The following is a 26,373-nucleotide window of genomic DNA, read 5'->3' as shown; positions in this document are numbered from 1 at the left end:
TCTTATTTTATTCCTTATGGAATATTCCCCGCGGAATAGAAGACTTCATGCTGCGAGTATGAGGGACTCCACGATATGATGATCTCCATTCCCGGAACTATCCAGTGAGGCGTCTTATGAAGATCTGCCGAGGAGTTCGTGTCCTTCCCCTTGCCTTTTTGCTGTCTGCCCTGGCATCGTCGGTTGCTCAGGCCCAGGTTCCCACGCCCGAACAGTTCTTCGGCTTCAAGATGGGAACCGACACCAAGCTCGCCCGCTACGACAAGATCGTCGAGTACTTCCAGAAGGTAGCCAGCGTCTCCGACCGCGTGCGTGTGGTCACCATCGGGCCGACCACACTGGGCAATCCCTTCATCATGGTTGAAGTCGCCTCAGCCGACACCATCAAGAACCTCGATCACTACAAATCGCTCGAGAAGAAGCTCTACTTCCAGGGCGGAGCGCCCACCGACGCCGAGCGCGACACAATCCTCAAGACCGGCAAGTCGGTCGTGCTCATCACCAACAACATCCACTCCGCCGAGATCGGCTCCTCGCAGGAGTCGGTCGATCTGGTCTACAAGTTGGCGACCGAAAACTCCGAGCGGGTGCAGAAGATCCTCGACAACGACATCCTGCTGCTGGTGCCATCGCTCAATCCCGACGGCCAGATCATGGTGACCGACTGGTACAACAAATACCTGGGCACGCAGTACGAGGGCAGCAACCTGCCCTACCTCTGGCACCCCTACGTGGGCCACGACGACAACCGCGACGAGTATCTCTTCTCGCAAAAAGAGAGCCGCATGGCCGCCCAGATCCTCTGGCACGACTGGTACCCCTCCATCTGGCTGGACGAGCACCAGCAAGGCAGCGAGGGCTCGCGCATCTTCACCATGCCCGCCACCGATCCCATCAACCCCAACGTCGATCCGCTCATCTACCGGCTGACGACGATCTACGGCCAGCAGCAGGCCGCCAGCCTCGAAGCCGAAGGCAAGATCGGCATCAGCTACAACTCGACCTACACGAACTTCTGGCCCGGCGCGATGGCGTGGACAGGGTGGTGGCACAACCAGGTGGGCCTGTTGACCGAGGTAGCCAGCGCACGCGTCGCCTCGCCGATCACGCAGCGCAAGGCCAATCCGCTGCGGCCGGGTGAGGCGTCGGTCTCCTCTTCGGGAGGCCGATCTTCGGAGGGCGTACGCGAGCAGGTGCGCGCCCTGGGCACTCCGGAAGACCCGCTTCCGCCGCCGCGCGATCTCACCTCGCGCATGGACTACGCGCGTCCGTGGCTGGGCGGAACGTGGCGTCTCGGCGACATCGTCGACTACGAGATGACCGCCACGCTGGGGCTGCTCGACGCCGCCGCCGACAGCCGCCTGAAGCTGCTGAGCCAGATCTACGGCATTAATAAACGCACCATCGAGATGGGCGCGAAGGGCGACATCGGCGAGGGCAAAGACAAGAACTACGCCGCGCTGATCCCCGTCTCCGAACAGCACGACGGCAACGAGTCCATCGAACTGATCGACAAGCTGATGATCGGCGGCGTCGATGTCTACCGCGCGCCCAGCGCCTTCGATCAGGACGGCAAACACTACGCCGCCGGAACCTTTGTGGTGCCATTCAACCAGGTCTTCGGGCGCTACGTGAAGGACCTGCTGGAGAAGCAGTACTACCCCGAGGTGCGCCGCGCTCCCGGTGCGCTGGCGGAGGCTCCTTACGACGTGGCCGCGTGGTCACTGGGGATGCAGTTCGGCGTGCAGACCGTGTATGCAAAGACGCCTCTAGCCAAGGATCTTCAGCTCGAAAAGGTAACGGCGACGCCGAAGCCCATGCTGAGCGCGGAGAAGACCAAGTCAGGCTGGGCATTCCCCTACAACGGAGCCTCCAGCTCAGTCGTGGTCAACCGCCTGCTGAAGGATGGAGCCAAGGTCAGCTTCGCCAAGGCACACGGCGGCGATGCCGTCTTCGCCGAGACCAACGCGACCGCCGATGCGTGGAAAAAAGCGGCCGATGGCTATGACGTGAGCACGGCGAAGACCTCCCCGACGCTCGATGCGGGCACGGAAGTTCGCAAGCCACGCGTGGGCCTCTACCAATCGTGGACGCAGAACATGGACGAGGGCTGGACGCGCTGGGTGCTCGAGCACTACGAGTTTCCCTACACCACGCTGCACAACACCGACGTGAAGGCGGGCAAGCTGCACGACCGCTTCGACGCCATCATCCTGCCCGATGCCCGGACCCGAGATATCCTCGAGGGCCGCAGCGGCAAGACGGTGCCAACGGAGTACCAGGGCGGCATCGGCGAAGAGGGCTGGAAGGCGCTGGAGGATTTCGTCCACGACGGCGGCACGCTGGTGGCGCTGGGCGATGCCTGCGGGCTGCTGATCGACAAGCTGCCCCTGCCCGTCAAAGACCTGAAGGCAACGCTGCCCAACTCGCAGCACTTCGCGCCAGGCACCATCGTCAATCTACAGGTGGATACGGCGCATCCGGTGGGCTACGGCGTGGCCGAGGCGACGTATGGCTTCTACATCAACTCGCCGTTCTTCCAGGTCTCCGACGGCTTCTCGACCCAGAAGGTGGACATCGTGGCGCGCTATCCGAACGTGAGCGCGATGGCCTCGGGCTGGCTGCGCGGAGAGGAGCTACAACTGGGCAAGGCTGCCGTGGTGGCCATCGACATGAGTCCCGGCAAGGTCGTCCTCTTCGGGATTCGCCCGCAGCACCGCGCCCAGACTCACGCCACCTTCCCCTTGCTCTTCAACGCGTTGTACTGGTCGGCGGAGTCTGCTCCCCATACGGCCCAGTAGCTGCCTGGAATATTCAAGCTCGCGATGTCATGCTGAAAACATGGCATCGCGAGCTTTCTCCGCACCTACACCAGCAGCAACATCAAGACCGGCAATCCGTTTCGCACTGCTGGTCCTCGTGCTGGTCTACGGAGCCATCGACGGACTTCGCACCGTGGCCGACTTCGACCTGGGCTGGCAGATGGCCGACGCTCGCAACCCGTGGTCCTCGGTCGATGCACTCTCGTACACTGTGCCCGGTGCGCCGTGGGTTTACCCTCCGCTTGCGGGCATCGTCTTCCGGAACCTGTTAGCAATCGGCGGCTACGCAGCCATCTCGTGGCTCTGCGCGCTGGCTGTACTGGCCACGCTCGCCATCGTAGCTGTGCGTAGCAAGCCAGCGGTCTTGCTCCTGCTGCTGATCGCTGTCCCCTCGCTCGCCGGACAGATGATCCCGCGTTCGGGACTCTTCACGATTGTTCTCGCGGCGGCGTACACGCGCCTGCTCCTGTCGTATTACCTCGAGGGCAACAGTCGCAGGCTATGGCTGCTGCCTCTGTTAATGGCCCTATGGATCAACCTGCACACCGGCTTCATCGCCGGGCTGGGGTTGATGCTGGGCTATCTCGCTGCCGAAGCTATCGACCTCATGCAGGCATCCAAGCGCGACAAGGCTCGCCGCCAGCTCAGAGCCGCTGCTCCGTGGATCATCGCCAGCGTTATCTGCACGCTGCTCAACCCGTGGGGACCGCGCATCTACAGCGCCATCGCAGCACAGGAGCGGGTCTCGACGTTGCAGTCCAGCGTCATCGTGGAGCTGACGCCGCTGTACCGCGAGTTCTCCTGGCACGGGCTGCAACTGCTCTCGCCAATCAGCGCCATCTGGTGGATGCTTGCCGCCTCCGTCGTCGCAATAGCTCTGCTACTTTACAAAAAGCGATTCGGACTCGCCCTCTTCCTGGCCTTCGCCTTCATCGCATGTCTCTTATCTGCTCGCACACAGGGAATCTTCTTACCGATTGCGTGCCTCATCGCAGGCGAGGCATTTCGAGATTTACAGCTACCGACCGGTTCCACATGGCGACCGATCTTCAGTTGGGTAACAGTAGCTCTGGCGATAATCTTTGTGGCTTGGCGCTGCGATGACATCGTCGCCGACCGCACCTCCCTGCGCGAGGATCAGATCACCCTCTTCGGCGCAGGAGCCTCGTGGTGGCTCCCACAAGACGCCGCAGCCTTTATCGAGGCCCACCATCTCCCGACGGAGCTATTCTCCACCTTCAACCTGAGCAGCTATCTCACCTGGAGGCTCGGCCCGCACTATCGCGATTTCGCCGACGGCCGCTATCTTCCCTTCGGCGACCGCATCGTCTCCGAGCAGATGCGGCTCAGCAGCCTGCCGCTCGACTCCTCCGAGTGGAGCCGTGCGGCGGAGCGATACCACATCCGCACGGTGATCCTGCCGCTCTCGCGCTTCTGGGGAGTCGAGGCGATCCCTCTTAGCAACGACTGCGCAAGCCGCCAGTGGTCGCCCGTCTACTTTGATCCGACAGCCATCGTCTTCGTACGCAACGACGCGCTGCCGCAGGCTATGCCCAAGGTCGATTGCCAGCGTGTGCAGCTTGTCTCCACTACCCTTCCCCCAGAGAACCGCCGCACACTCATGGAGCATTACCAGCGGCTCGCTAACGCCGCCGTGCTCTACTTTCTGCTGGGCCGGAATGAGGACGCACAGCGAGCACTGGGAAGCGCATGGCAGATCTCTCAGGATGACCGCTCGCTGCTGCTGCTGCACGGCCAGTTGCAGACCGCACGCAATGAGTTCGGCGACGCGGAAAACACCTTCCGCAGCTCGTTAAAGCTGCACGAGTCCGATGCCGCGTGGAATCAGCTTGGCCTGCTCTACGCCCGCCAGGGCCGCTATACGGAGGCGACCCACGCCTTCCAGCAGACGTTGCGGCTCTCTGCCCGCCCCGTCGTTACGGTCGAGCTATCGCTGGCCAAAGCGGAGGTGCTCGGCGGTGAGGTGAACGCCGCGCTACAAACTCTGGAGGACGCAGCGCGCACGCTGCCGGAGAACACCCCTGCGGCAAGAGCCGCCATCGACGACGTGCAGGTAGCCGCCTACAGCCAGCTTGCGAACTGGCCCGCGGCCATCGCGGCAGGGGAACGAGCCGTGCAAGAGACTCCGGACGCCGCCAGCCGCTGGAAGGTGCTGGCCGCCCTGTATGCCGCCACCGGCCAGCAGGAGCAGGCGCTGCGCGCACAGGCCAGGGCCGCCAAGCTCGCGCCGGAGGCCTCTCACTGAGGCTCCGCGCCAAAGTACCGCCTGCTCGGGCGATCCGCGGCAATCCATCCGCCCAGCCGGGTTGATCATATTGCTGAAGCGGCGGCCAAGAGGCAGAATCCAGGCAATCCTGTCAATATCGCATCCCCGTCCCACTTTTTCCTCTCTCCCAGATGGGAGTTTTCCGAAAGTTCTTGCCTGTTTTATGTCCGAGAGATATCTTAAATCTCGCTAAGGGCCCACAAATCAATACTTTCTCTTCCCTCCGGCCTCATCTCCGGAACCGGGAATTCTGTGCTTTTTTTTGCGGATACACACGAGAGCTTTTCATGTTCGAGAATCCCGAAGCTGCCTTTGGAAGCACCAACCACCTGCTCGAGCTGATCGAGACCATCTACGCCGCCGTGCAGCAGCCGGAGCTGTGGACCAACGTACTCGAGGGCATCGCCCGGAACATCCACGGCGAATCCACCACGCTCTTCGCCCGGATGCCCGACGATCAGCTCTTCTCGATGACCCGGACCGACCCCGATGCATGGAATGCCTACGCCGGGTACTACTCCGCGGTGAATCCGCTCATGCAGCGCTGCGATGCAATGTTCGTCGACGGCGAGGTGCGCTATGCTCACCACGCCATGCCGGACCGAGACCTGGTCAAGACCGAGTTCTACAATGACTTCTTCGTGCCCTATGACATGCACTACAGCATGGGCATCAAAGTGCCGCTCCGGGGCGATCTGCCCGCTGCCTATATCACCTGCCAGCGGCCGCACGCAAAGGGCCCGTTCAAGGAGCACGAGGGCCTCGTCTACCAGACGCTGCTGCCCCACCTGCGCCGCGCCCTGTCGCTGCACCTGCAGCTCATGCAGACGAACTCCCGCATCCTGGGCCTCGAGGCCGCGCTCAACGCCTTCGACCACGCAGTGCTGGGCTTGGATCAGGATGGCAAGGTCATCTTCACTAGCGGCAAGGCCGAGGCTCTGGTGCTCGCCGACGACGGAGTCCGCATCCTCAACCGCCAGTTGGCGCTGTTGGACTCGGCGCAGAACACCCGCATCAGGACTGCAATCGCGGAGGCGATCAACGGCCAGTTCGCCGTCTCCCCGGCCAGTACGTCGCTGCTGGTTCGCCGCCGCTCCCAGGCCGCGCCCCTGCAACTGACGGTGGTTCCCTATCGGTCGTTGCTACCCGGCTGCTCGATGCTGGCCGCGCTGGTCTTCATCGGCGACCCGACGCTTCGCCCGCCATCCAAGGCAGCCATTCTGCGCGCCCTGTACGGTCTCACCCCATCCGAGGCTCGTCTGGCCGACCTGCTGGCCGAGGGGCTGACCCTGCAGGAGGCCGCCGGACGCCTCCGTCTGGCGCTCGAGACGGTACGCTTTCACAGCAAAAGAATCTTCGCCAAGACCGGGGCGCGTCGCCAGGCCGAGCTGATGAAGCTGATGCTTACCCTGCCTAGCGTTTAGGCGTAATTCTGGTGCCCGGAGGGGGACTTGAACCCCCACGGAGGGTTATCTCCTGCGGATTTTAAGTCCGCTGTGTCTGCCGATTTCACCATCCGGGCCTACCACCATGCTACCCCACCTCGAGCCTTACCTCGCAGGGTACAGCGTCCGGTAAAGCTCGCGGTTGCGCACGATCGCCTGCACGTACTCCCGCGTCTCCGTGTACGGAATCGACTCCACGAACTCGGCCATGTCCTTGTAGTCGCCCGCCGCCATCCACTGCCGCACCGGCACGTCTCCCGCGTTGTAGGCGGCCAGCGCATACTCGGTCTGGCCGCCAAAGCGGTCCAGCACCGCCTTCAGGTTACGCGTGCCCAGTCTCAGATTCACGCCCGGCTCCAGCAACTGCACGGTCTGAAAGTGCTTCAACCCTTCCTTCTTCGCGTTCTCCTTGCCCACCGATCCCAGCAGCTGCATCAACCCGTAGGCGTGCGCCGGACTCACCGCTCCGGGGTTGAACTCGGACTCCTGCCGGATCAGCGCCGCCACCAGGTACGGGTCCAGCCCGTTGCTCTCCGCGCTCGCCACCAGCTCGCCCCAGTATGGCTGCGGGAACATCAGCCGCCAGTACTCCATCGGCACCTCGCTCGTCGGCAGCGAGAAGAACGAGATCCCTGACTTCTTCATCGACTGCAAGGCCCGCGTGTGCTCGCCGTACGAGGCATAGATCTGCGCCTGCGCCAGAGCGCCCCACTCGCCCGCCCCCGGACTGGCCTGTATCTCCGGCCCGATGTACTCGTTCAGCGCTGCATTGGCCAGCAGCTTCGCCTTCACCACATGGGGATCGTCCTCGGGCACCGAGTTCGTCAGCGGCGGAATCGTCAGCTTGCGCACGTAAGCCAGTGCCGGAGCAGGCGCAGGCTCCGCGCGGCTCTGCGTCTTCAGCACCGTCAGCCGCTGCCGCGCCAGATTGGCATAGTAAAAGTTGGTATAAGCCGCCGCCAGCGAGCGATAGTAGTTCATCGCCTGCCCGAAGTCGTGCTCCTCATCCTCGAAGATGCGCCCCCGCCAGTAGAGCGCGCTCGGAGCCTCGATCCCCGCGCCGTACCGCACCACCTGCTCGTCCATCAGCCGAGCCGCCTCGGCGTATCGCCGCAGCCGGTAGTTCATCCAAGCCGCCCGCCAGTGGGCCGAGGGCGCATAGACGCTGTTCGGAAACTTCTCCACCAGCAGCTTATAGTGATAGATCGCCTGCTCGGCATCGTGTGTCAGCAGGTACATGTTGCCGCCCGAGTAGAGCGCCTCCTCAGTCCAGCGGCTGGACGGGTAGCGGTCAACCAGCTGCGCGATCAGCCCATCATGCTCCACGCGGTTCTTCTCGGTGCGCGATATCTCGGCCAGCAGATAGAGCTTCAGCGCCGCGCTGTCGTCGTTGGTCACCGGCAGCTTCTCCACGTCGCGTCGGCTCAGGTGCTTCAGCTTCAGGTTGCAGACAGCCATATAGATCTCGAGTGCATCGCGATCCGCCTGCCCCAGGCTGGGGTCGTTCTTGATGGCGTTGTACTCGGCGCTGGCCTCGCTGTAGTGCTTGGAGTTGAAGAGCTGGTCCGCATGCACCTTGCGCGCGGCTGCGCTGGCGGGCATCCCCATCGCCTGCAACTGTGTGCGTGACTGGGCCGCCTCGTTGGTCAATGGCTGCGTCTCGAAGATCCTGCGAAAGAGCGGAGCGGCCTTGGCCGTATTGCCCTGCAACTGGTAAGCCCGTGCCAACGCGTACTGAAAATCCACATGGTCAGCCGCCGCCGTACCCACCATCGGCTCGAGCACCGTGAGCGCGCCCGTGCCGTCGTTCTGTTGCAGGTAGGCCGACGCCAGCAGGATCGGCGCGCTGGCCACAAAGATGCTGCCGGGGTGCCGGTCGCCGAAGCGGGCCAGCAGCTCATAAGCATCGGTGGCGCGGTTGGCCTGCAAGGCAGCCTGCGCGCCCAGGTAATCCGCATAGTCGCTCAACGAGTCGTCCCTGCGCGTGGCCTGCCGGTAGGAGTCCTCCGCTTCGGGATAGCGGCGGTCCAGCATGTAAGCGTGCCCCAGCGCCAGGTAAGCCGTCGCCGCGCCCGCACCCGGATGGGCCTGGGCATAGCTCGAAACCGCCGAGTAGGCCGTCGCGGACCGAGTGGACGCCAACTGCTGGGCCATCGGCCGCAGCTGCGCCGAGGCGACAAACGCGTTCGAGAGCTTCAGAATCCTTGCCTCAGCCGCTGCCCGCTCCGCCTTGCTGGCCTTGCTCTCTTTCGCGGCGGCCGCCCTTGAAGCGCGAGTGCTCTTGCCGCCCTTGCCCACAGCAGGGTGCTTCGTCGCTGCCTTTGCTGCCTTCTTCTTCCCCGCCACCGCATGGGGCTTCTTCTGCGGAGCAGCCCCCACCGCCAGCGGCGCGGCCATCAGCCCGGCCAGCGTGCAAGCTCCTGCAATCTGCAACAGGCGGCGCATCTGTCTCTGCTCCCACCCCATCGTCTTTCCCGAAACACCCATATTGCCACTCTAAGCTGCCCCGCGCCCTCTGGCATCCTCAACCGGGGTCCATATACCAAAATAGAACCACACCAGATACTCACGGCCCAGAACGGGTTACCGCCGAGCACCGCTCCGACGCCTCTCATTGCCCTTCGGTCATAAGCCATTTATCATCAAAAAAGCAGTTTGTGGTCCTAAGAACATATGCCTGCTCCCCAAGCCTCCATCTCGTCCACACTCCCCTCCCCGGTCCCGGATAGTATTCAGGACCCGGACCTGATGGCCGAGCCTCTGCCGCCGGGGATCGCGGAGATTGCGGCCGACGCCGAGGAGATTCACCCCGACGTCGCTCTGGTGGAGCGCGCCCGGGCCGGTGACAGCAGCGCCTTCGAGCAGCTCGTCCGCCAGTACGACCGGCAGATCTTCCGCGTCGCCCAGCACATCACCCAGAACCGAGAAGACGCCGAGGACATCACCCAGGACGCCTTTTTCAAGGCATTCCAGAAGCTCGACCAGTTCCAGGGCAACTCCAAGTTCTCCACCTGGCTGGTGCGCATCGCGGTCAACGAGAGCCTGATGCGGCTGCGCAAGCGCAAGACCAGCAAGACCGTCTCGATGGACCAGGATGTTCAGACCGACGAGGGCTCCATCCCCCGCGACTTTGCTGAGTGGAGACCGAATCCCGAGCAGCTCTACGGTCAATCCGAGCTGTCGGACATCCTACGCAAGACAATTCAGGGCCTGCCTCCAGGTTTTCGAACCGTTTTCACCCTTCGCGACATCGAAAACCTGTCGACGGAAGAGACAGCCGAGGCTCTTGGGCTGAGTGTTCCTGCCGTCAAATCCCGACTTCTCCGCGCGCGACTTCAACTTCGCGAGCGGTTAAGCCGATATTTTAGGCAGAAGAAGGACGGCAACTCCTGATGACGTGCACAGATTTCCTATCCCAGCTCACCGATTTCTTCGACGGCGTGGTCTCCCCGGAGCTTCTGGCGGAGGTCGAGCATCATATCGCCGAGTGCAAACACTGCGAGGTCGTTCTCGACTCCACGACCAAAACCATCAACATCTATCGCGACCACGAACTCTACGAGTTCCCGGTCGATGCTCGTGAGCGCCTGCGTACGACCATCATGAGCAAGTGCTACGGCCACAGCCACAAGAGCTAAGCCGAGACCTCCCCTCTGCCGTACCTCCCTGCCCTAACGCCGAAGTTCTGCAAATTTCCAGCATTGACGCCACGCCGGGGCCTTGCTAACGTGGTGAAAAATCGGTTGGCGATGGGGTTCCGCCGAAACCGCCTGCTTTTTCTGAGCAGAGCTGATGACTCCTGCGCTTCAAGTAGGAGGAGCTTTGTCTAAAACGACTCTCGTCGAAACCGCAAACGATCAGTGGCGCATCCTCACCGATCTTCTGGGCTGGATTCCGCTGGCCACGCTCGTCGGCGCACTGGCCGGCACCGCCTCGGCCCTGCTGCTGGTCTCGCTCAACTGGGCCACCGACGTGCGCGAAGCGCACCACTGGATCATCGCCTTGCTGCCTGCCGCCGGGTACGGTGTCGGCTGGGTCTATCAGCGGGTGGGACAGTCCGTCGCGGCGGGTAACAACCTCATTCTGCAAGAGATAGACAACCCCACGGGCGTCATTCCGCTGCGCATGACGCCGCTCATCCTGGCCGGAACGATCATCACCCACCTCTTCGGCGGCTCGGCTGGGCGCGAGGGCACCGCCATCCAGACCGGAGCCTCGCTCGCCGACCAGCTCACCCACCTCTTTCGCCTATCGCCGCTCACCCGCCGCATCGTCCTGATGACCGGCATCAGCGCCGGTTTCGCCTCGGTCTTCGGCACTCCGCTGGCGGGCGCGGTCTTCGGGATGGAGGTGCTGGCCTTCGGCGCGCTCACCTACGAGGCGCTCGTCCCCTGCACCCTGGCCGCCTTCGCCGGAGACCTGACGACCCGCGCCTGGCACGTCCACCACACCGTCTACACGGTCCACGAGCTGCCTCCGCTGGGGGTCACCACCCTGCTTTCGGCGGTGGCCGCGGGCATCTGCTTCGGCCTGATGGCTCTGCTCTTTGCCCGCCTGACCCACGCGATCGGCCACCTGTCTAAACTCATCCCTTCGGCCCCGATGCGGCCGGTTGTGGGCGGCGTCCTGGTGGCCGTGGCCGTCTTTAGCCTCGGCACCACAAAGTACGTCGGCCTCGGCATCCCCACCATCGTCGCCTCCTTCGATCACCAGCTACCCATCTGGGACTTCGCCGCCAAGACGGTCTTCACCTCGGTCACGCTGGGCACGGGCTTCAAGGGCGGAGAGGTCACGCCGCTCTTCTACATCGGCGCGACGCTGGGGAACGCCCTCTCGAACATCCTGCCGCTGCCCACGTCGCTGCTCGCTGGAATGGGCTTCGTGGCGGTCTTCGCCGGGGCGGCGAATACGCCGCTGGCTTCAACCTTCATGGCCTTCGAGCTGTTCGGCGGCGAGGCCGGAGCCTTCTGCGCCGTGGCCTGCGTGCTCAGCTATCTCTTCTCCGGCCACGACGGCATCTACTCCGCACAGCGGCTGGGCTTCGGCAAGGTTCCCGGCTACAGCAAGCTGGCCCCCGCGCCCTCCGACCACCCAGAGCTGGTAGCAGCAAAAGAACACGTCCTGCCGGACGGGCCTCCTACGCGGAGGGCGGGCGTTAGCACGCCTTTTTGAAGCTTCGCGTGCTCCTCACGTTGGTCGGGAATAAAAATGCTCGCTGCCGACCAGCGGGAGGCCCTCAGAAGCTAACTTTCCCCTACCGCCCCGAGGACGGCACGAAGTGCCCACGCCTTGCTGTCGTCTCGATCACGATCCTCGTATCCCTCGGGAAGACCACTCGTTTCCCCTTGGCCACCCACCGGTCATAGGTTGAGAGCATCGCCTGATAGTACCCAATCCCCGCCGCCAGCTCCGCCGAGCCAGCCGCGATCCCCACCACGCGCCCGATGATCCCAAACCCGTTCGATCCCCCAGCGTTCTTCAGATCCTGATGATGCCCATCCGGGTCCAGCGGTCGCGAGGCCAGCAGCGCCAGAGCCAGCGGCAGAGCCAGCTTGTCCTTCGGCTTGGGCTTGGCCTGCCCCTCGGAGTCCAGCGCCAGAGCCGCATCGCCCGAGTCGGCGGCCTTCATGGTCGCCTGCACACTGGTCACTTTGGCTCCCGGTAGCTCCATCTGGCGAAAATCAAACCGCAGCACCCCGGAGCGGGCGAACCACCGCGCCGGACGAGCCTGCGTCACGCTCCCCAGCAGCTTCGTCCCCTGCGGCACCGCGATGGTGTGGTCCGGGTTGAAGACCGGCTCGGCGACCAGCGCGACCACCTGACTGCCCGTGTGCGAGGTCTCCGAGCTTAATCCATCTTGCAGGTAAGCCTTCAACATCCACGCCGCAGGCTGGTCCCCCCTCGCGGTTGCGATCTCAACCGAAGCCTCACCGGCCCCCGCACCAACAATAAGCGGCTCGGCCACCTCGGTCGTCCACGCGGTTTCCTTGCCGATCGACTCCGGATGATAAGGCAGTTGCGAGTAAACAAACGCCACAAACCGAGCCCCCTTGTCCGGCCCGGTCACAACCTCCAGATCGCCCTTCAGCGCCGTTTTGGCATAGCCGATCTCCTGATGCAGGAACCCGCCCTTCGACGGCGGCGGCGCAACCAGACTGTACACCGGAGCACCGTCGGTAGCGGTCCCGCTCTGGAGCTTCACCGCGCGCCCATCCGGCCCGACGACCTCATCGAACCGCACCACCGGCACATGGAACGGAGTGAAATCCCCACGCAGCCGCCCGCGCACGCGACGTCTCTTATCCGTCCGCAGCGCGATGACCGTCCCATGAACCGCCGTGCCTTCGGGCAGCACTAGCCGGTTATTTTGAAACACCGGATGCAGCAGATGCCCGTTCAACGCCTGCCCCACCCGCATCGGCACCTTGGCATCGAGCTGAATCGTCAGCGGCGTACCCCGCCCAATCTCCTGGCACGTACCCACAGCAGTCAAGCAAAACATCAAGACCGACATCTCAGCACAACACAACCGCCGCAGGATAATCATCTATCGCGACGCTATGCCGTCAGCCTTAAGCCAGCCTGAAGACCAGGCAAAAGAAAACGGGTGCGAATTCTCTCCGCACCCGCCTCTACCGCATGTTGCTGCGTTTAGAACTTCGCCGACAGAGTCGCCGTGAACGTTCGCGGCGCGCCTACCTGCAACGTGTTGTTGGCCACCTGCGTCGGGTCCTTGGCGATAAAGCCGTTGGTCCCGATGGAGGAGAAGTACTTCGCGTTCGCCAGGTTATAGATGTTGAACTGCAGCTTCAGCTCGTTGAACAGGCCCACCTCATCGACGTGGTAGCTGGTACCGAAGTCAGCAAGGAAGCGGCCATCGACGCTGCTGTCGTCGGTATACGTAAAGTACCGCTTCGACATGTAATCGGCCCCGATGTGCGCGCTGAAGCCCTTCTTGTTATAAGAAAGCTCGTCCTTGTACAGGAACTCCGGCGTGTCCACCGCCACCTTGCCACCCGTTTCGATCGGGCCGGTGGCCGTCTGCACATCCGAGTCATAGGTGGATTTGTTGTAGGTCACCGCGTTGTAGAAGGTCCAGTCCGAGGCGATCTGCACCGACGCCGCCGCGTCGACACCGTTGGTCGTCACACCGCCGACGTTCGACAGCAGCGACGCGCCGCCCGCGATAGCCGGGCCCTGCTGAATCGCCAGCAGACGGTTGCTGAAGTTGACGTGAAAGTAGTTCACCTGCGCGGACAGCCGCTTATCGTTATAACGATAGCCAACCTCCTCGCTCCACGAGCTCTCCGGCTTCAGCGTGGTCTTCAGCGCGTCAAACCCGAGCTGCGTCGTACCCCAGGGCGAGGTGGCGATACCGTTGCCGCCCATCTGGAAGGCACGCACGTTCTCGGCCACATCGGCAAAGACCTCGTTGTTCCTGTTCAGCTTCCAGTTCGCGCCAACCTGTGGCAGGAACGGCTTGCCTGACTGCAGGCTGCCCTGCGCATAGTTCGCAGCATTGGGGACGAGCCCCGGTGAGAGTGGGATACCCGTATTGAACTCCGTCAGGTTGCCCGTCGCGTAGGTCTCGGAGGTCTTGAAGCCCGCCGAAACACTGACCTTCGGAGTGATCTTGTAACGATCCTGCAAGTGAATCTGGAAGAGCTGCGTGGGGAAGTTATAGGCCCACTGCGTGGCAAAGGGGTTCGAGGGGAAGTCGTAGAGCGACTGCAACGGGCTGGCGATGCTGGTCGCATAGAAGCGCCGTGCGATATCGAAGCTCTCCTTCTCGTACCAGAAGCCGCCTTCGAGCAGGTTGCGGCTGGTCTCATACGCGACCGAGCTGAGGATGCCGCCGCGCCGGATGCCGTACTCGGTGGTGCGCTCGGAGATGGGCGATACGACCGCACCGCCCTGGGCCAGCGTGGGCTGGTAGGGCGTAAACCACAGTCCGCGGCCGGTGTTGTAGTGGCCGTAGGCGGTCGTCTTCCAGGTCACATGGTCGGTCAGGGCCGTCTTATAGTTCACGTAGGTCAGGAAGTCCCGGCGCAGGCCGCCGCCGCCGTAGTAGGCCGCGTCGCAAGGGTCTTCATTGGATGCCAGCACGTTGACCGGCGAAGGATAGCTGCCGTTGCCATTGCAGGCGTTCGCCGCCTGGATCGACTTGCCCCAGTCGCCGAAGTTATCCCAGTAGTAGCCCAGCTTCTGCGCCCAGATCTTGTTCAGGTCCTGGTAATCGACCTCGATCCGGTTGGAGTAGTCGGCGTAGAAGGTGAAGACGCCCTTGCTGCCGACGAACTGCGTCAGCTTGGTGTTGAACTGGAAGTACTTCTGGTTGATCTGCCCCGCGCCCTTCCACTTGTTCGAGAGCTGGTAGACGCCGTCGATGTAGAACTTGGTGTGCGTCGGCAGCAGGCCGCTGTCGTAGCGTGCAAAGGTGCGGTGGCCGTCGAAGCTGCCGAGTGTCTGCGCGATGGAGAAGTGCTGCTTGTCCATCGGGTCGTCCGAGTAGAACTGGATCGCACCGCCCAGGTTGCTGGTCGAAGCCGTCTCCAGCGCGCCAGTGCCCTGCGAGAGCACCTCGCGTCCCATGTTCTCGTCGATGATGGCGCGGCTGATGTGCAGTCCGTTCAGGTTGCCGTAGGACATATCGCCGAGCGGTACGTCGTCGAGCGTGAAGCCAAGCTGGTTCTGGTTGAACCCGCGCACCGAGATGCGCAGCGCCCACTCGTAAGCGCCGTAGGGGTCGGCCGAGGTGACGCTGACGCTGGGCAGCCGTGCGAGCGACGCGATGGGGCTGGTGCCGGGAGCGGCTTCCTGCAAGATGCGAGAGTCGATGGACTGTTCGCTGCGGACCTCGCCCGTGGCGGTTACGGTGACCGAGTCCGAGGTGGTCAGGTTGACCTTCTGCTGTTGCGGATCGGTTGCGCCCTGTGCGACCTGCTCCTGCTGGGCTACGGCTGATGAGGCACAGACCATCCCCACGGCGACGATTGCTGCTGAAAAAACTCTTTGGCTCACTGTTTCTCCATGAAGTGTTTTTGGTTCATTCCCGTGGAGATCGCATAAAAATATAAGTAAGCCGCCAACCTGCTGATACACGGCAAGCCGGTGCGCCTCTCGATTCCTAACGGGAATAGAGCAAGCATGGGCAGGAATGTTTGAACAGAGATTGCGGGAAGTTTAATTTACGGAGAACACGCCCATGCGTAGCGTCCAAAACCGCACGAAGTTCCGGCCGTTGGGGTACAGCACGAAGCGCTCTGGCGTGAGGACGTTGTTGCCGTTGCCTGTTTTCTTGGTTGTCATTCAGTAGCGAAGCGGAAAAATCTGCTTCTGTCTTTGCTGTTGCTTCTGGGTAGGTCCGGGCTTTAGCCCCCGAGGTACGCTTTCTCCAACCTGGCCCAGAACATTGGGGGCACGCCTAAAGCCGTGCCCTCAAAAACTCTGTCCTGCGGGACAGGCCTCCTACGCGGAGAGCGGTCACTTCGTGACACGTATACCTTGTCTCGGCAGAATCAATAGCAACGATCCTCCACTAGTCAGAAACAAAAATCTTTACACCACCGCCGTCCGACAGCTCTGCACATCCTGAACAAAGCTCCGCGCCGCCTGCCGCACGGCCTCGCCCAACTGATCCAGCGACGTAAACTCCCCTACCGGATAGTTCACCCCACGCGAGCTACTCACAATCGCACCCCCGCCATCGGCATCGAAGCAGTCCCGCACCACCGCCAGCGATCCTCCTTGCGCCCCCAGCCCCGGCACCAGGAACAGACTCTTCGGCAGCATCGCCCGAATCTCCCGAGCCTCGCTCGCCAGCGTAGCCCCGACGACGGCCCCCATATCGCTATACCCCGCCACGCCCTGCCGCTCGGCCAACCCGGCCACCATCTCGGCCACATGCGCGTACACGGGCTTGCCCTCGGCGATCAGGTTCTGCAGATAAGCCGCCCCCGGGTTCGACGTCCGCACACACACAAACAGCCCCTTGCCGGTCCGCATCGCCACCCGCGCAAACGGTTCCAGACTATCCGGCCCCATGTACGGAGCCAGCGTCAGGCAATCCACCATCTCGGCCCACGGCCCGTTGCCCAGATAAGCCTCTGCATATGCAGAGGAGGTCTCGCCGATATCGCCGCGCTTCACATCCAGCACCACCAGCAGGCCCTTCTTTTTGGCGTAGCGCATCACGGTCTCGAGCGCCCGCATACCCGCTGGCCCGAACCGCTCGAAGTAGGCCGACTGCGGCTTCACCACCGGCACCAGGTCCGCCACCGCGTCCACGATCAGCCGCCCGAACCGCGTCAGCAGCTCCTCCGCATCGGGCTGGCCCCCGCCGTCGCTCTTGCAACTCGCAAGCAACACCCCGGCCATCCGCTCCAGCGCCGGGTCGATCCCCACACAGGCGGCGTTTCCCTTCCGCTCCACCTCGACCCGGACCTGCTCCGCAAACCGCATATTCATCCCAAACCTACCCTTCTCCCCTATTATCTCCGCCCCGCACGCCAGTTCTCCACAAAATACGTTATCGTGTCTGCCATGAATCGCCGCGACTTTACCCGTCTCTCGTCGATCGCCCTGGCCGCAAGCCATCTCCCCGCTCTCGCCCAATCGAATACACAAAAGCCCATCGGCTACGCGGCCATCGGCCTGGGAACCATCTCGGACACCTTCATGCGCGCCTGCGTCCAGGCCAAATACGCGAAGATTACGGCCCTCGTCACCGGCCATCCCGACACCAAGGGCGTCAAGTACGCCGAGATGTACGGCATCCCCAAATCCTCCATCTACACCTACGAGACCTTCGACCGCATCCGCGATAACAAGGCTGTGGACGCCGTCTACGTGGGCCTGCCCAACTCCATGCACGCCGAGTACACCGAGCGCGCCGCGCAGGCGGGCAAGCACGTTCTATGCGAGAAGCCCATGGCCATCTCCGCAGCCGAGTGCCGCCGCATGATCGAGGCCTGCCGCCGCGCCAACGTGAAGCTGATGATCGCCTACCGCTGCCCGCACGACCCCACCCACCTCGAGGCCCAGCGCATCCTGCAATCCGGCACACTGGGCAAGCTGCAAGCCTTCGAGTCGGCCAATGGCTTCAACGCCCCCACCACGCCCTTCTGGCGGCTGAACAAAAAGCTCGCCGGTGGCGGCCCGCTGATGGACATGGGCATCTACTCTCTGAACGCGATCCGCTTCTTCGCCCAGGAAGACCCCGTCGAGTTCACCGCCGTCACCTCCACCATGGACCACACCACCGGCCGCTTCGCCGAGGTGGAGCAGACGATGAACTGGACCATGAAGTTCCCCTCCGGCGTGCTGGCCACCTGCGCCACCGCCTACGGGGCCAACATGGGCGGCTTCCTGCGCATCCACGGCGACAGGGACAGTCTGGAGATCTCGCCCGCATTCGCCTACAACAGCAACCACCTGCACGATCTCGGCAGGCTCGGCATCGACCTGACCAGCCCGCCCGAGCAAGTCACCCACTTCGTGATCGAGGCCGACCACTTCTCCCACTGCATCCGCACCAACACCGTCCCCAAGACGCCGGGCGAAGAGGGCCTCAAGGATATGCTGGCCATCGAGGCGATCTATAAAGCCGCTGGTCACCCCATCGCATAAGCACTTCGTGCGGTTCTCGTTGCGGCACGGGAGAGTGATCTTCTAAGGGCCTCCCGCTGGTCGGCAGCGAGCATATTTTCTTCCCGACCAACGGGAGGACCACGCGAAGCAGTAAAAAGGCGTGCAAACGCCCGCCCTCCGCGCAGGAGGCCCGTCCGGCAGGACATCTTCTTCTAAAAGCAAAAACAAAACGCCCTAACGCCGAGGCACTTCGTGCGGTCTTGGACGCTGCGCGAGCTACTGCAACCAATGTGGGACTCCCCTCCTTCGCCAGCCACGCTACACTGACCACAAATCCCGGGTTCTGCCACCCAGAAATTACTCGACCATGATGAAAATAATCAAGGCGGTCCACGTAACCGTCCGTTCTCTGCGTCTTTTAGCACTCCTCTCTCCCGTTCTGCTGCTCCTCGCCTGCAACCCCGGCGGCGGCACCTCCGCACCCTCGTCCGGTACAGCATCGCCCGTAGCCCTGGCCTCCACCACACTGCCCTACGGCCTCCTGAACACCGCCTACGCAGCCAACCTCGAAGCCTCCGACGGCACCCAGCCCTACACCTTCGCCCTCAGCTCGGGCAGCCTGCCCACAGGTCTCACCCTCAGCTCCACCGGCCGCATCAGCGGCACGCCGACGGCCCCGGCCAACGCCACCTTCATCGCCCAGGTAACCGACGCCTCCACTCCCCAGAGCCGCGCCACCCACAGCTACACCCTCACCATCGTAGGCCCGCTGGCCTTGTCCTCCTCCACTCTCGACGCCGGACAAGTCGGCACCCCCTACACCAGCGGTCCCCTGCCAATCACCGGCGGAGCCGCCCCCTACACAGCCACGCTCGCCAGCGGAGCCTTGCCCGCGGGCCTCACCCTCAGCCCCACCGGCATCCTGACCGGAACCCCGACCACCCCCGGCACCTACACCTTCGACATCGCCGTCCACGACAGTGAACCCACACCCCAGACCGCATCCGCAAGCTACTCTCTGGTCATCAAGCCCGTTCCCCTCGCCTTGTCCTACCCGGCGACCACCAAGGGAGCCCTCGGCACCGCCTTCACCCTGGCCCCCACCACCTTCACCGGGGGCACCAAGCCGGTCACGCTCGCCGTCACCTCCGGCACCCTGCCCGCAGGCCTCACCCTCGGTTCCGACGGTAGCATCAAGGGCACTCCCACCTCCTCGGGTGTCTTCCCCCTCATCATCACGGCTACCGATAGCACCGTCCCCGCCCAGGTCGTCACCGCACCCCTCGCCCTCAACATCTTCAGCAGCACCACCTCCGTCACGGTCGACACCACCAAGGCCCTGGCCACCGTGCCCTCCACCGGCATCGGCATCCACACCTCCGTCTACGACCCCAGCCTCTCCGACACCGCCGCCCTGCCCGCGCTGCTGGCCACCTCCGGCATCCGTATGCTGCGCTACCCCGGCGGCTCCTACTCGGACAACTACCACTGGGCCCAGTACACCCTGACCCCCATCTTCGCCTCGACGACCCCGGCCTGCGGCGTCACGCCCAACGGATACCTGGCCCCCCACACCGACTTCGGCTACTTCCTCAAGACGCTGGCCGCCACCGGCACCCAGGCCATCATCACGGTCAACTACGGCACCTCGGTGGCCGACGCGAAGGGCACTCGCTCCACCGGCACCCAGGGCGGCGGCGTCACCGCGCCCAGCACCTGCTCCGAGCCCAACCGTGGCGGCCAACCGCAGGAGGCCGCCGCCTGGGTCGCCTACACCAACGGCGACCCCGCCAGCACCCAGAGCATCGGCATCGACGACGTGGGCTTCGACTGGAAGACCGTCGGCTTCTGGGCCAGCCTGCGCGCCGCCACCCCGCTGCCTACCGACGACGGCTACAACTTCCTCCGTCTCGGCCTCACCGCTCCCGTCGGCATCAAGTACTGGGAGATCGGCAACGAGATCTACTACAACGGCTACAACTCCAACAACAACACCGAGTCCGACGTCCACGCGCCCTATGTCTATACCGCTGGCTACGGCAGCACCTACGCCTCCCGCGCCAACGTAGCCGAGCTATCGTCCACGGCCTACGGGACCAACGCCGCCCGCTACATCCAGGCCATGCGCGCGGTCGATCCCACCATCAAGCTGGGCATCGTGGTCAGCTCGGCCATCGACCCTATCCCCTCCACCTGGACCCCGGCCGTCCTCACCGCCGTCTGCGCCGCCACCAGCTTCGACTTCGCCATCCTGCACTACTACCCCGGCACCTACAACGCCACCACCGCCGCGCAGCTACTCTCCTCGCCCCAGGCCGACATGCCCCGGCTCGTCTCCGGCATCCAGTCGAACGTCGCCGCAGCCTGCCCTGCGAGCGCCAGCGCCGTCCAGATCTTCGTCACCGAGACCAACCCCGACGGCACCCTGGCCACGGGCACGCCGGCCTCCATCCCCGGCCTCTACGCCACCCACGAGATCCTGACCGCGCTCGAGTCCGGCGTTGCCAACATCGACTGGCTGGAACTGCACGCCGGAGCCGGAACCTTCCTGGGCGAGGGCACCGAGACGCCCGGCCCGGCTTTCTACGGCATCGAACTGGCCCACCTGCTGGCCGACGTGGGCGATACCCTCGTCAGCGCCTCGTCCACCAACTCGACCCTGCTGGCCCACGCCGCGCTCCAGGCCAGCGGCAAGAAGGCGATCCTGCTGCTCAACGCCGACCCAGCCAATACCGCGAACGTTCAGGTCACCGTCACCGGCAGCACCCTGGGAGCCACCGCCACCCAGTACAGCTTCGGCATCGCCACCAGCCAGAGCGGCTCCACATTGCCCGCGACGTCCTTCACGATCCCCGGCAATACCTTCTCTGTGGTTATCCCGCCTTACACCGCTACAGAGCTGGTCATCCCATAAAAAAGAGCAAGGCGAAACGGGGATAAAAAGGGAAAAAGGGATAAGAGCGGAGCCTTGAGATCTTTGCTTCTCACGCGAAGGTCCAAAGCCGCGCGAAGTGCCGCCCGCCCGGCGTAAGGGCGTTGTTGCCTGTTTTTTTGGTTGTCATTCAGGAGCGCAGCGGAGGAATCTGCTTCTGCCGTTGCTGTTGCTGTTGCTTCTTGCCGTTGCCGCTGCATCTGGGGTAGGTCGGGGCTTTAGCCCCGACATCAAAACCCTCCCCAGAAGCGGGCTTTAGCCCCGAGGTATGCTTTCTTCTCCCTACCCCAAATCTCCAGATGCTTACAAAAAGCGCTGAAGGCGCGCTCTATACCAGCCTAGGGCGAAGCCCTAGGTATCCGGACATAAAGGCAGGAAAAGGGCTGAAGGCCCGACCTATCCCTGCCGCAAACCTGTCCTGCCGGACGGGCCCGCTACGCGCGAGGCGGGCGTTCACACGCCTCTTTACTGCTTCGCGTGGTCCTCCCGTTGGTCGGAAACAAAATGCTTGCTTCCGACCAACAGGAGATACCTACCCCAGCCACTTCGGATTCGCCGCCGTCCCATCAAAGTGCGGAGTCGTCTTGAATAACTCGTACTTCCCCTCACTCGCCGCCACCGCCGTCCGGTCCAGCAGGCTCTTCACCTCAGCCTCCGTCATCGGCTTGAAGGTCTTCGCCGCCGTCATCGCCTGCTCCAGAATCTCCATCGAGTCGATGCCCGTAATGACCACCGAAACAGGCTGCGTCAGCCCATAGTGCAGCGCCTCAATCGGCTTCACCGTGTTGCTGTCCAGAATGAAGTGATCGCCAAAGGTCTTCATCGCCAGCACACCGATCCCCTGCTTGATCGCCACTGGCATCACCTCCCGCGTAAACGAGCGGAAGTGCGCATCCATCACGTTCACCGGCATCTGCACCGTATCGAAGTGGAAGCCGTGCTTCTGCGCGGTCTCCAGCATCCGCAGATGCACCGCCGGGTCCTTGTGCCCAGTGAACCCGATGTAGCGAATCTTGCCCGCCTTCTGCGCCGCCACCGCCGCCTCAATCGCCCCGCCCGCCGCGAAGATGCGGTCGGGATCTTCCATCCGGATCACCTCGTGGAACTGCACCAGGTCGATCATGTCGGTCTGCAGCCGCCCCAGCGACTGCTCGAGCTGTTTGTCGTACTCGACCGCCGTGCGCCCGTCCATCTTCGTCATCAGGAAGACCTTCTCCCGATAGCCGTTGCGCAGCGCCTGCCCCATCCGCACCTCGGAGATGCCGTCGTTGTAGTCCCAGCAGTTATCGAGGAAAGTAATCCCGCGGTCAATGCCCGCGTGCATCAGCCGGATGCTCTCGTTCGCGTCCTTCTGCTTGCCCAGGTGGTATCCGCCCAGCCCAATCGCCGAGACCGTCTCGCCCGTGGTCCCAAGCTGCCGATAGACCATCTCCGGCGACTCGGGCCTCTTCACCGCACCCTTAGCCGTCTGCCCGCTGGCCGCCCCCGTAGCCGCCGCCACACCCATCGCCGCCGCCGACTTCAAAAAATCTCTCCGCTCCATAACCCTCACCTCGCTCCATCAGATGCACTGCGCCCAGTTCCAGCACTGCCTCGGGCGATCAAAACTCCCGAGTACCCGGCCCCAAAACCATTATCGATATTCACCACCGTTACATTGGGGCTGCACGAGTTCAACATCCCCAGCAACGCCGTCGCGCCACCGAACGAGGCGCCGTAGCCCACCGAGGTCGGCACCGCGATCACCGGCACACCGACCAGCCCGCCCACCACCGACGGCAGCGCGCCCTCCATGCCCGCGCAGACGATCACCACATCCGCAGCCGCCAGATCCTGCCGTACCGCCAGCAGCCGATGCAGCCCCGCGACGCCCACGTCGTACAGCCGCGTCACCTGCGCGCCGAAGGTCTCCGCCGTCACCGCGGCCTCTTCGGCCACGGGCAGGTCGCTGGTGCCAGCGCAGACCACGGCCACGTGCCCCAGCAGTTCACGCACGCTCTGCCGCAGCGAGATCGTCCGTGCCAGCGAGTTGTAGCTCGCCTCCGGATGCTGCGCCAGCACCGCGTCCGCCGTCACAGCATCAGCACGCGTGGCCAACACGTCCACACCATCCGCAGCCAGACTGGCGAAGATCGAAGCTGTCTGGGCCGGAGTCTTGCCCGCCGCGTAGACCACCTCAGGCAGCCCCGAGCGCAGGCTGCGGTGATGATCCACCCGCGTGTGGCCCAGGTCCTCAAAGGGCAGCGTTACCAGCCGCGCCGCCGCGGCGTCCGGCGTCATCTCTCCACGTTCCACCTCGGCCAACAGGGCCAGCAATGCGGTCGGAGTCACGCCGTCACCGCCTGTACGCCGCGATGGCCGCCTGCTGCACCATCTTGAGCGCCACACCGTGCGCGGCGGCGGCGGCCTTGCAGTCCTCAAACTCGGGAGCCGAGTTCAGCTCCTCGCCCGCAAGCGAGCCGATCTTCATGCGGATCTCGCCATAGGGAGTCTCGACCTTCGCAAAACTCCGCTCCAAACAGACGCGACGGTCCTGCCGCACCCGGACCCCCAGCGTGCTGGTCTCGGACAGGATCAGCCGCTCCAGCGCCGCCCGGTCGCCGGGGTTGCAGAGCACCGTCAGCAGCGTTCCCGGACGGCCCTTCTTCATTACCACCGGCGTCAGCATCACGTCCAGCGCACCCTTGGCCAGAGCGGTCTCAGCCACATAGGCCAGCACCTGCGGCGAGAGGTCATCGAGCGCCGTCTCCAGCACCGTCACTGTCTCCGAGGCATCGTGCCCATGCTTGTGATGTCCTTCAGTCGTACCCACACTGAGCCGCAGCACATTCGGAAAATCCTTCGGGTTGCGCGTGCCCGCGCCATAACCGATAGCATCCACCCGCATCGCAGGCTGCGCTCCAAACGTGGGTTCAAGCGCACGAATCAAAGCCGCACCGGTAGGCGTCACCAGCTCCTTCTGCACATGCGCCGAATACGTCGGGTATCCCTTCAGCAGGTCCGCCGTAGCCGGGGCCGGAACCGGAAACGTCCCATGCGCGCACACCACCATCCCGCCGCCCACGTTCAGCGGCGACGAGTGCCACGCGCCGATCTTCAGATGATGAATTCCTGCGCTGGCCGCAACAATATCCACGATGGCATCCACCGCGCCCACCTCGTGAAAGTGAATCTGCTCCACCGGCACGTTGTGGATCTTTGCCTCAGATGCCCCCAGCAGTTCGAACGCCTTAATCGCCGTCGCCTTCACCGGACCTGCGAGTGACGTCGATTGAATCAACTCACGGATCACCGTCAACGAGCGCCCATGCACGTGCTCGTGTGTGTGCTCGTGAGGATGATTGTGGTCATGGTCATGCGAGTGGCCGCCCTTGTGCAGATGCTGCGTCTGCGGCTGATGCGTATGGGTTGCTCCTTCGCTCTGGTGCTCGAATGAACCGCCGTCATGCGTGTGAGAGTGGCTGTGCGAATGAGAGTGCGTATGCGCCTTGGCCTCGGCCAGCTCGTCGCCCTCCAGCACATGCACCTTCGTGCATGAGATTCCGCTCCGGTCCACGCGCTCGATCTTCAGGCTCGCCCCCAGATTCAACGCGGCCACGGCGTCGTGCATCACCTGCTCCGGCACCCCCGCCTCCAGCAACGCCCCCAGAAACATATCGCCGGAGATTCCCGCAAAACAGTCCAGATACGCAATCCGCATAAGTCACTCTTTCAGTTACAAAATACAAGTAATTATTTCAGTTACAAATATTCGGATGGCCGGGCCACACACTCAACTCCGTGCCGCCGCAATCGCCGAGACCGGCAGCACATCGTTCATCGAACCCGAGCGATACCCCTCGGTGTCGAGCGTCACGTACTTGAAACCAACCGCCTTCAGAGCTGCCGTCATCTGCCCCAGCGTCTCCAGATTCAACGCCCGCCCCAGGTCCTCGCGGGCAATCTCCACGCGAGCCAGCTCGCCGTGGTGCCGTACCCGCACCTGCCGAAAGCCCATGCGGTGCAAAGCATCCTCGGCCTGCTCCACCTGACCCAAATTCTCCATCGTGACGGGCCTCCCATACTCGATCCTCGACGACAAACAAGCGCTCGCAGGCTTATCGGCCAGCGTCAACCCGGCCTCGCGAGCCAGCGTGCGAATCTCCGCCTTCGTCAACTGCGCCTCGGCCAGAGGAGCCAGCGCCCCATGCAGCTTCGCCGCCTGCTGGCCGGGGCGGAACTCGCCGCCATCGTCGAGGTTCATCCCATACGCCAGATGCGCGAACCCCAGCTCCGCACGAGCCGTCTCCATCTGGGTGAACAGCTCGTCCTTACAGTGGAAGCAGCGGCGCGCATCGTTCTTCACGTACTCGGCCCGCTCCAGCTCTCCGGTGTGCAAGATGTGCGTGGGGATGCCGTGCGTGGCCGTGAACTCCAGCGCCGCCGCCAGCTCCTTGCGCGGCAGCGAGGCCGAGTCCGCGATCACCGCCAGCATCCGGTCGCCAAGCGCGCGGTGCGCTGCGTAGGCCAGGAAAGCCGAATCTGTGCCACCCGAGTAAGCAACCAGCAACGACCCCAGCCCACCGAGCCGGGCCTCGAGCGCCGCCGCCTTGTCTGACAAGCTCATTCCCTCATTCTAGTTCCGATTGAGCAGCAACTCGCAATGGAGCCCTTAGCAGTTGCTGCCCATCGGCTCAGTTATTTTCCCTTCACAAGCTGGCCGCGAATCTCGCCGCCGGGATTGGCGGAGGTATGCACGTTGAAGTACCACTTGCCTTCCAGAAGATCCTTCGCCTGCTCCGGGGTTAGTGTGGCCGTGCCGTCGAGCGGGCTGGCAATCGAGGCAGCCTTGATGGGAAGCTGCGGTCCGGCGTTGGCTCCGGGCGCGGCCGGGCCGTGGAAGTGCGCGGCCGTGGCCGGGCCTGTAAGGCCGCTGAACTCAATGTGATACGTAAACTCTTCGGTGTCGGTGTTGAGCGTTGCCTTGACCGTACCCTTCCCGTCGCTGGTCTTGGCGGGGACTTCGGAGGCAGCGTCCAGCTTCGCCCTGAAGGTAATCGTTGCGGCCTGGGCGGCTACCGATGCGAACGCGAGTGTGGAGACGATGACGGCTTCACGGAAACGACGGTTTATCAGGAACATAGTGCTTCTCCTTTTTGAGTGAGCCAATGGACAGCCCTGCGCTTCGGGATAGGATGCAATTTCACCCCGCCAAGATATCGGCAGGCAAACACAGGATTACGATACTCCGCACGCATGATGCCTGCCCTGCGGAAGAGCAGGTGTAATGCTTTTCCCCTGCCTGCGTCAGCCACTATG

General features: G+C 63.5%; 18 protein-coding genes, 1 tRNA gene and 1 riboswitch. Of the genes, 8 read left to right on the top strand and 11 right to left on the bottom strand.

From position 1 onward, the window contains the following. Positions 1-158 precede the first annotated feature (158 nt). The 3 genes from FTO74_RS05320 (at position 159) to FTO74_RS05310 (ending at position 6,533) form a co-directional block, all read left to right on the top strand. A complete protein-coding gene (locus FTO74_RS05320) occupies positions 159-2,801 on the top strand; it encodes a M14 metallopeptidase family protein (protein ID WP_162537210.1) in 2,643 nt (880 codons plus the stop codon). A 40-nt stretch (positions 2,802-2,841) separates the two neighbouring features. Next, positions 2,842-5,088 carry a tetratricopeptide repeat protein gene (locus tag FTO74_RS05315; protein WP_162537209.1) on the top strand — a complete coding sequence of 749 codons (2,247 nt, stop codon included), beginning with the start codon at positions 2,842-2,844 and terminating at the stop codon, positions 5,086-5,088. 308 nt (positions 5,089-5,396) lie between these two features. Continuing rightward, positions 5,397-6,533 (top strand): helix-turn-helix transcriptional regulator, encoded by a 1,137-nt coding sequence (locus FTO74_RS05310; protein ID WP_162537208.1) that lies wholly within the window; start codon positions 5,397-5,399, stop codon positions 6,531-6,533. Positions 6,534-6,542: 9 nt separating this feature from the next. Here FTO74_RS05310 and FTO74_RS05305 read toward each other — a convergent pair. Both FTO74_RS05305 and FTO74_RS05300 read right to left on the bottom strand, forming a co-directional pair. Then, positions 6,543-6,631 (bottom strand) — tRNA-Leu (locus FTO74_RS05305). A 28-nt stretch (positions 6,632-6,659) separates the two neighbouring features. Further along, positions 6,660-9,041 (bottom strand): transglycosylase SLT domain-containing protein, encoded by a 2,382-nt coding sequence (locus FTO74_RS05300; RefSeq protein ID WP_255462513.1) that lies wholly within the window; start codon positions 9,039-9,041, stop codon positions 6,660-6,662. Positions 9,042-9,302: 261 nt separating this feature from the next. Between FTO74_RS05300 and FTO74_RS05295 the strand changes: the two genes are divergently transcribed. The 3 genes from FTO74_RS05295 (at position 9,303) to FTO74_RS05285 (ending at position 11,726) form a co-directional block, all read left to right on the top strand. Further along, positions 9,303-9,947 (top strand): sigma-70 family RNA polymerase sigma factor, encoded by a 645-nt coding sequence (locus FTO74_RS05295; RefSeq protein WP_162539709.1) that lies wholly within the window; start codon positions 9,303-9,305, stop codon positions 9,945-9,947. Beyond that, positions 9,947-10,192 (top strand): zf-HC2 domain-containing protein, encoded by a 246-nt coding sequence (locus tag FTO74_RS05290; protein WP_162537207.1) that lies wholly within the window; start codon positions 9,947-9,949, stop codon positions 10,190-10,192. Before FTO74_RS05295 ends, FTO74_RS05290 begins: the two co-directional genes overlap by 1 nt. Positions 10,193-10,290: 98 nt before the next feature. Beyond that, positions 10,291-10,363: riboswitch (Fluoride riboswitch) on the top strand. Between the two features lie 13 nt (positions 10,364-10,376). Further along, a complete protein-coding gene (locus FTO74_RS05285) occupies positions 10,377-11,726 on the top strand; it encodes a voltage-gated chloride channel family protein (protein WP_255462512.1) in 1,350 nt (449 codons plus the stop codon). Positions 11,727-11,808: 82 nt separating this feature from the next. Here the strand turns inward: FTO74_RS05285 and FTO74_RS05280 are convergent, their stop codons facing one another. The 4 genes from FTO74_RS05280 to pyrF form a co-directional block, all read right to left on the bottom strand. Further along, positions 11,809-13,056 (bottom strand): hypothetical protein, encoded by a 1,248-nt coding sequence (locus FTO74_RS05280; RefSeq protein ID WP_162537205.1) that lies wholly within the window; start codon positions 13,054-13,056, stop codon positions 11,809-11,811. 149 nt (positions 13,057-13,205) lie between these two features. Then, positions 13,206-15,575 carry a TonB-dependent receptor gene (locus FTO74_RS05275; protein WP_162537204.1) on the bottom strand — a complete coding sequence of 790 codons (2,370 nt, stop codon included), beginning with the start codon at positions 15,573-15,575 and terminating at the stop codon, positions 13,206-13,208. Between the two features lie 162 nt (positions 15,576-15,737). After that, positions 15,738-15,863, bottom strand: a complete 126-nt coding sequence (locus FTO74_RS19650; protein ID WP_255462511.1) for a hypothetical protein — start codon at positions 15,861-15,863, stop codon at positions 15,738-15,740. A 249-nt stretch (positions 15,864-16,112) separates the two neighbouring features. Beyond that, positions 16,113-17,021, bottom strand: a complete 909-nt coding sequence (gene pyrF, locus FTO74_RS05270; RefSeq protein ID WP_162537203.1) for an orotidine-5'-phosphate decarboxylase — start codon at positions 17,019-17,021, stop codon at positions 16,113-16,115. A gap of 75 nt (positions 17,022-17,096) precedes the next feature. On the opposite strand from pyrF, the gene FTO74_RS05265 reads away from it, so the two are divergent. Next, the gene (locus FTO74_RS05265; RefSeq protein ID WP_162537202.1) at positions 17,097-18,182 is read left to right on the top strand and encodes a Gfo/Idh/MocA family oxidoreductase; all 1,086 of its coding nucleotides are present in this window, start codon (positions 17,097-17,099) and stop codon (positions 18,180-18,182) included. Between the two features lie 328 nt (positions 18,183-18,510). Then, positions 18,511-21,057 carry an Ig domain-containing protein gene (locus FTO74_RS05260; RefSeq protein ID WP_162537201.1) on the top strand — a complete coding sequence of 849 codons (2,547 nt, stop codon included), beginning with the start codon at positions 18,511-18,513 and terminating at the stop codon, positions 21,055-21,057. A gap of 550 nt (positions 21,058-21,607) precedes the next feature. On the opposite strand, the gene FTO74_RS05255 is transcribed toward FTO74_RS05260, so the two are convergent. From FTO74_RS05255 to FTO74_RS05235, 5 genes are all read right to left on the bottom strand, one after another. Next, a complete protein-coding gene (locus FTO74_RS05255) occupies positions 21,608-22,618 on the bottom strand; it encodes an aldo/keto reductase (RefSeq protein ID WP_162537200.1) in 1,011 nt (336 codons plus the stop codon). Between the two features lie 5 nt (positions 22,619-22,623). After that, on the bottom strand, positions 22,624-23,406 hold the full coding sequence (larB, locus tag FTO74_RS05250; RefSeq protein WP_174242213.1) for a nickel pincer cofactor biosynthesis protein LarB: 783 nt from the start codon (positions 23,404-23,406) through the stop codon (positions 22,624-22,626). A gap of 4 nt (positions 23,407-23,410) precedes the next feature. Then, the gene (gene larC / locus FTO74_RS05245) at positions 23,411-24,775 is read right to left on the bottom strand and encodes a nickel pincer cofactor biosynthesis protein LarC (protein ID WP_162537199.1); all 1,365 of its coding nucleotides are present in this window, start codon (positions 24,773-24,775) and stop codon (positions 23,411-23,413) included. Positions 24,776-24,847: 72 nt separating this feature from the next. Further along, a complete protein-coding gene (gene larE / locus FTO74_RS05240) occupies positions 24,848-25,681 on the bottom strand; it encodes an ATP-dependent sacrificial sulfur transferase LarE (protein WP_162537198.1) in 834 nt (277 codons plus the stop codon). A 71-nt stretch (positions 25,682-25,752) separates the two neighbouring features. Beyond that, positions 25,753-26,196 carry a CHRD domain-containing protein gene (locus FTO74_RS05235; protein ID WP_162537197.1) on the bottom strand — a complete coding sequence of 148 codons (444 nt, stop codon included), beginning with the start codon at positions 26,194-26,196 and terminating at the stop codon, positions 25,753-25,755. Positions 26,197-26,373 lie beyond the last annotated feature (177 nt).

It is taken from the genome of Granulicella sp. WH15, assembly GCF_009914315.1.
GTDB lineage: Bacteria > Acidobacteriota > Terriglobia > Terriglobales > Acidobacteriaceae > Edaphobacter.
Note: the sequence above shows the minus strand (reverse complement) of the source record. Positions and strands in the feature narration are given on the sequence as shown.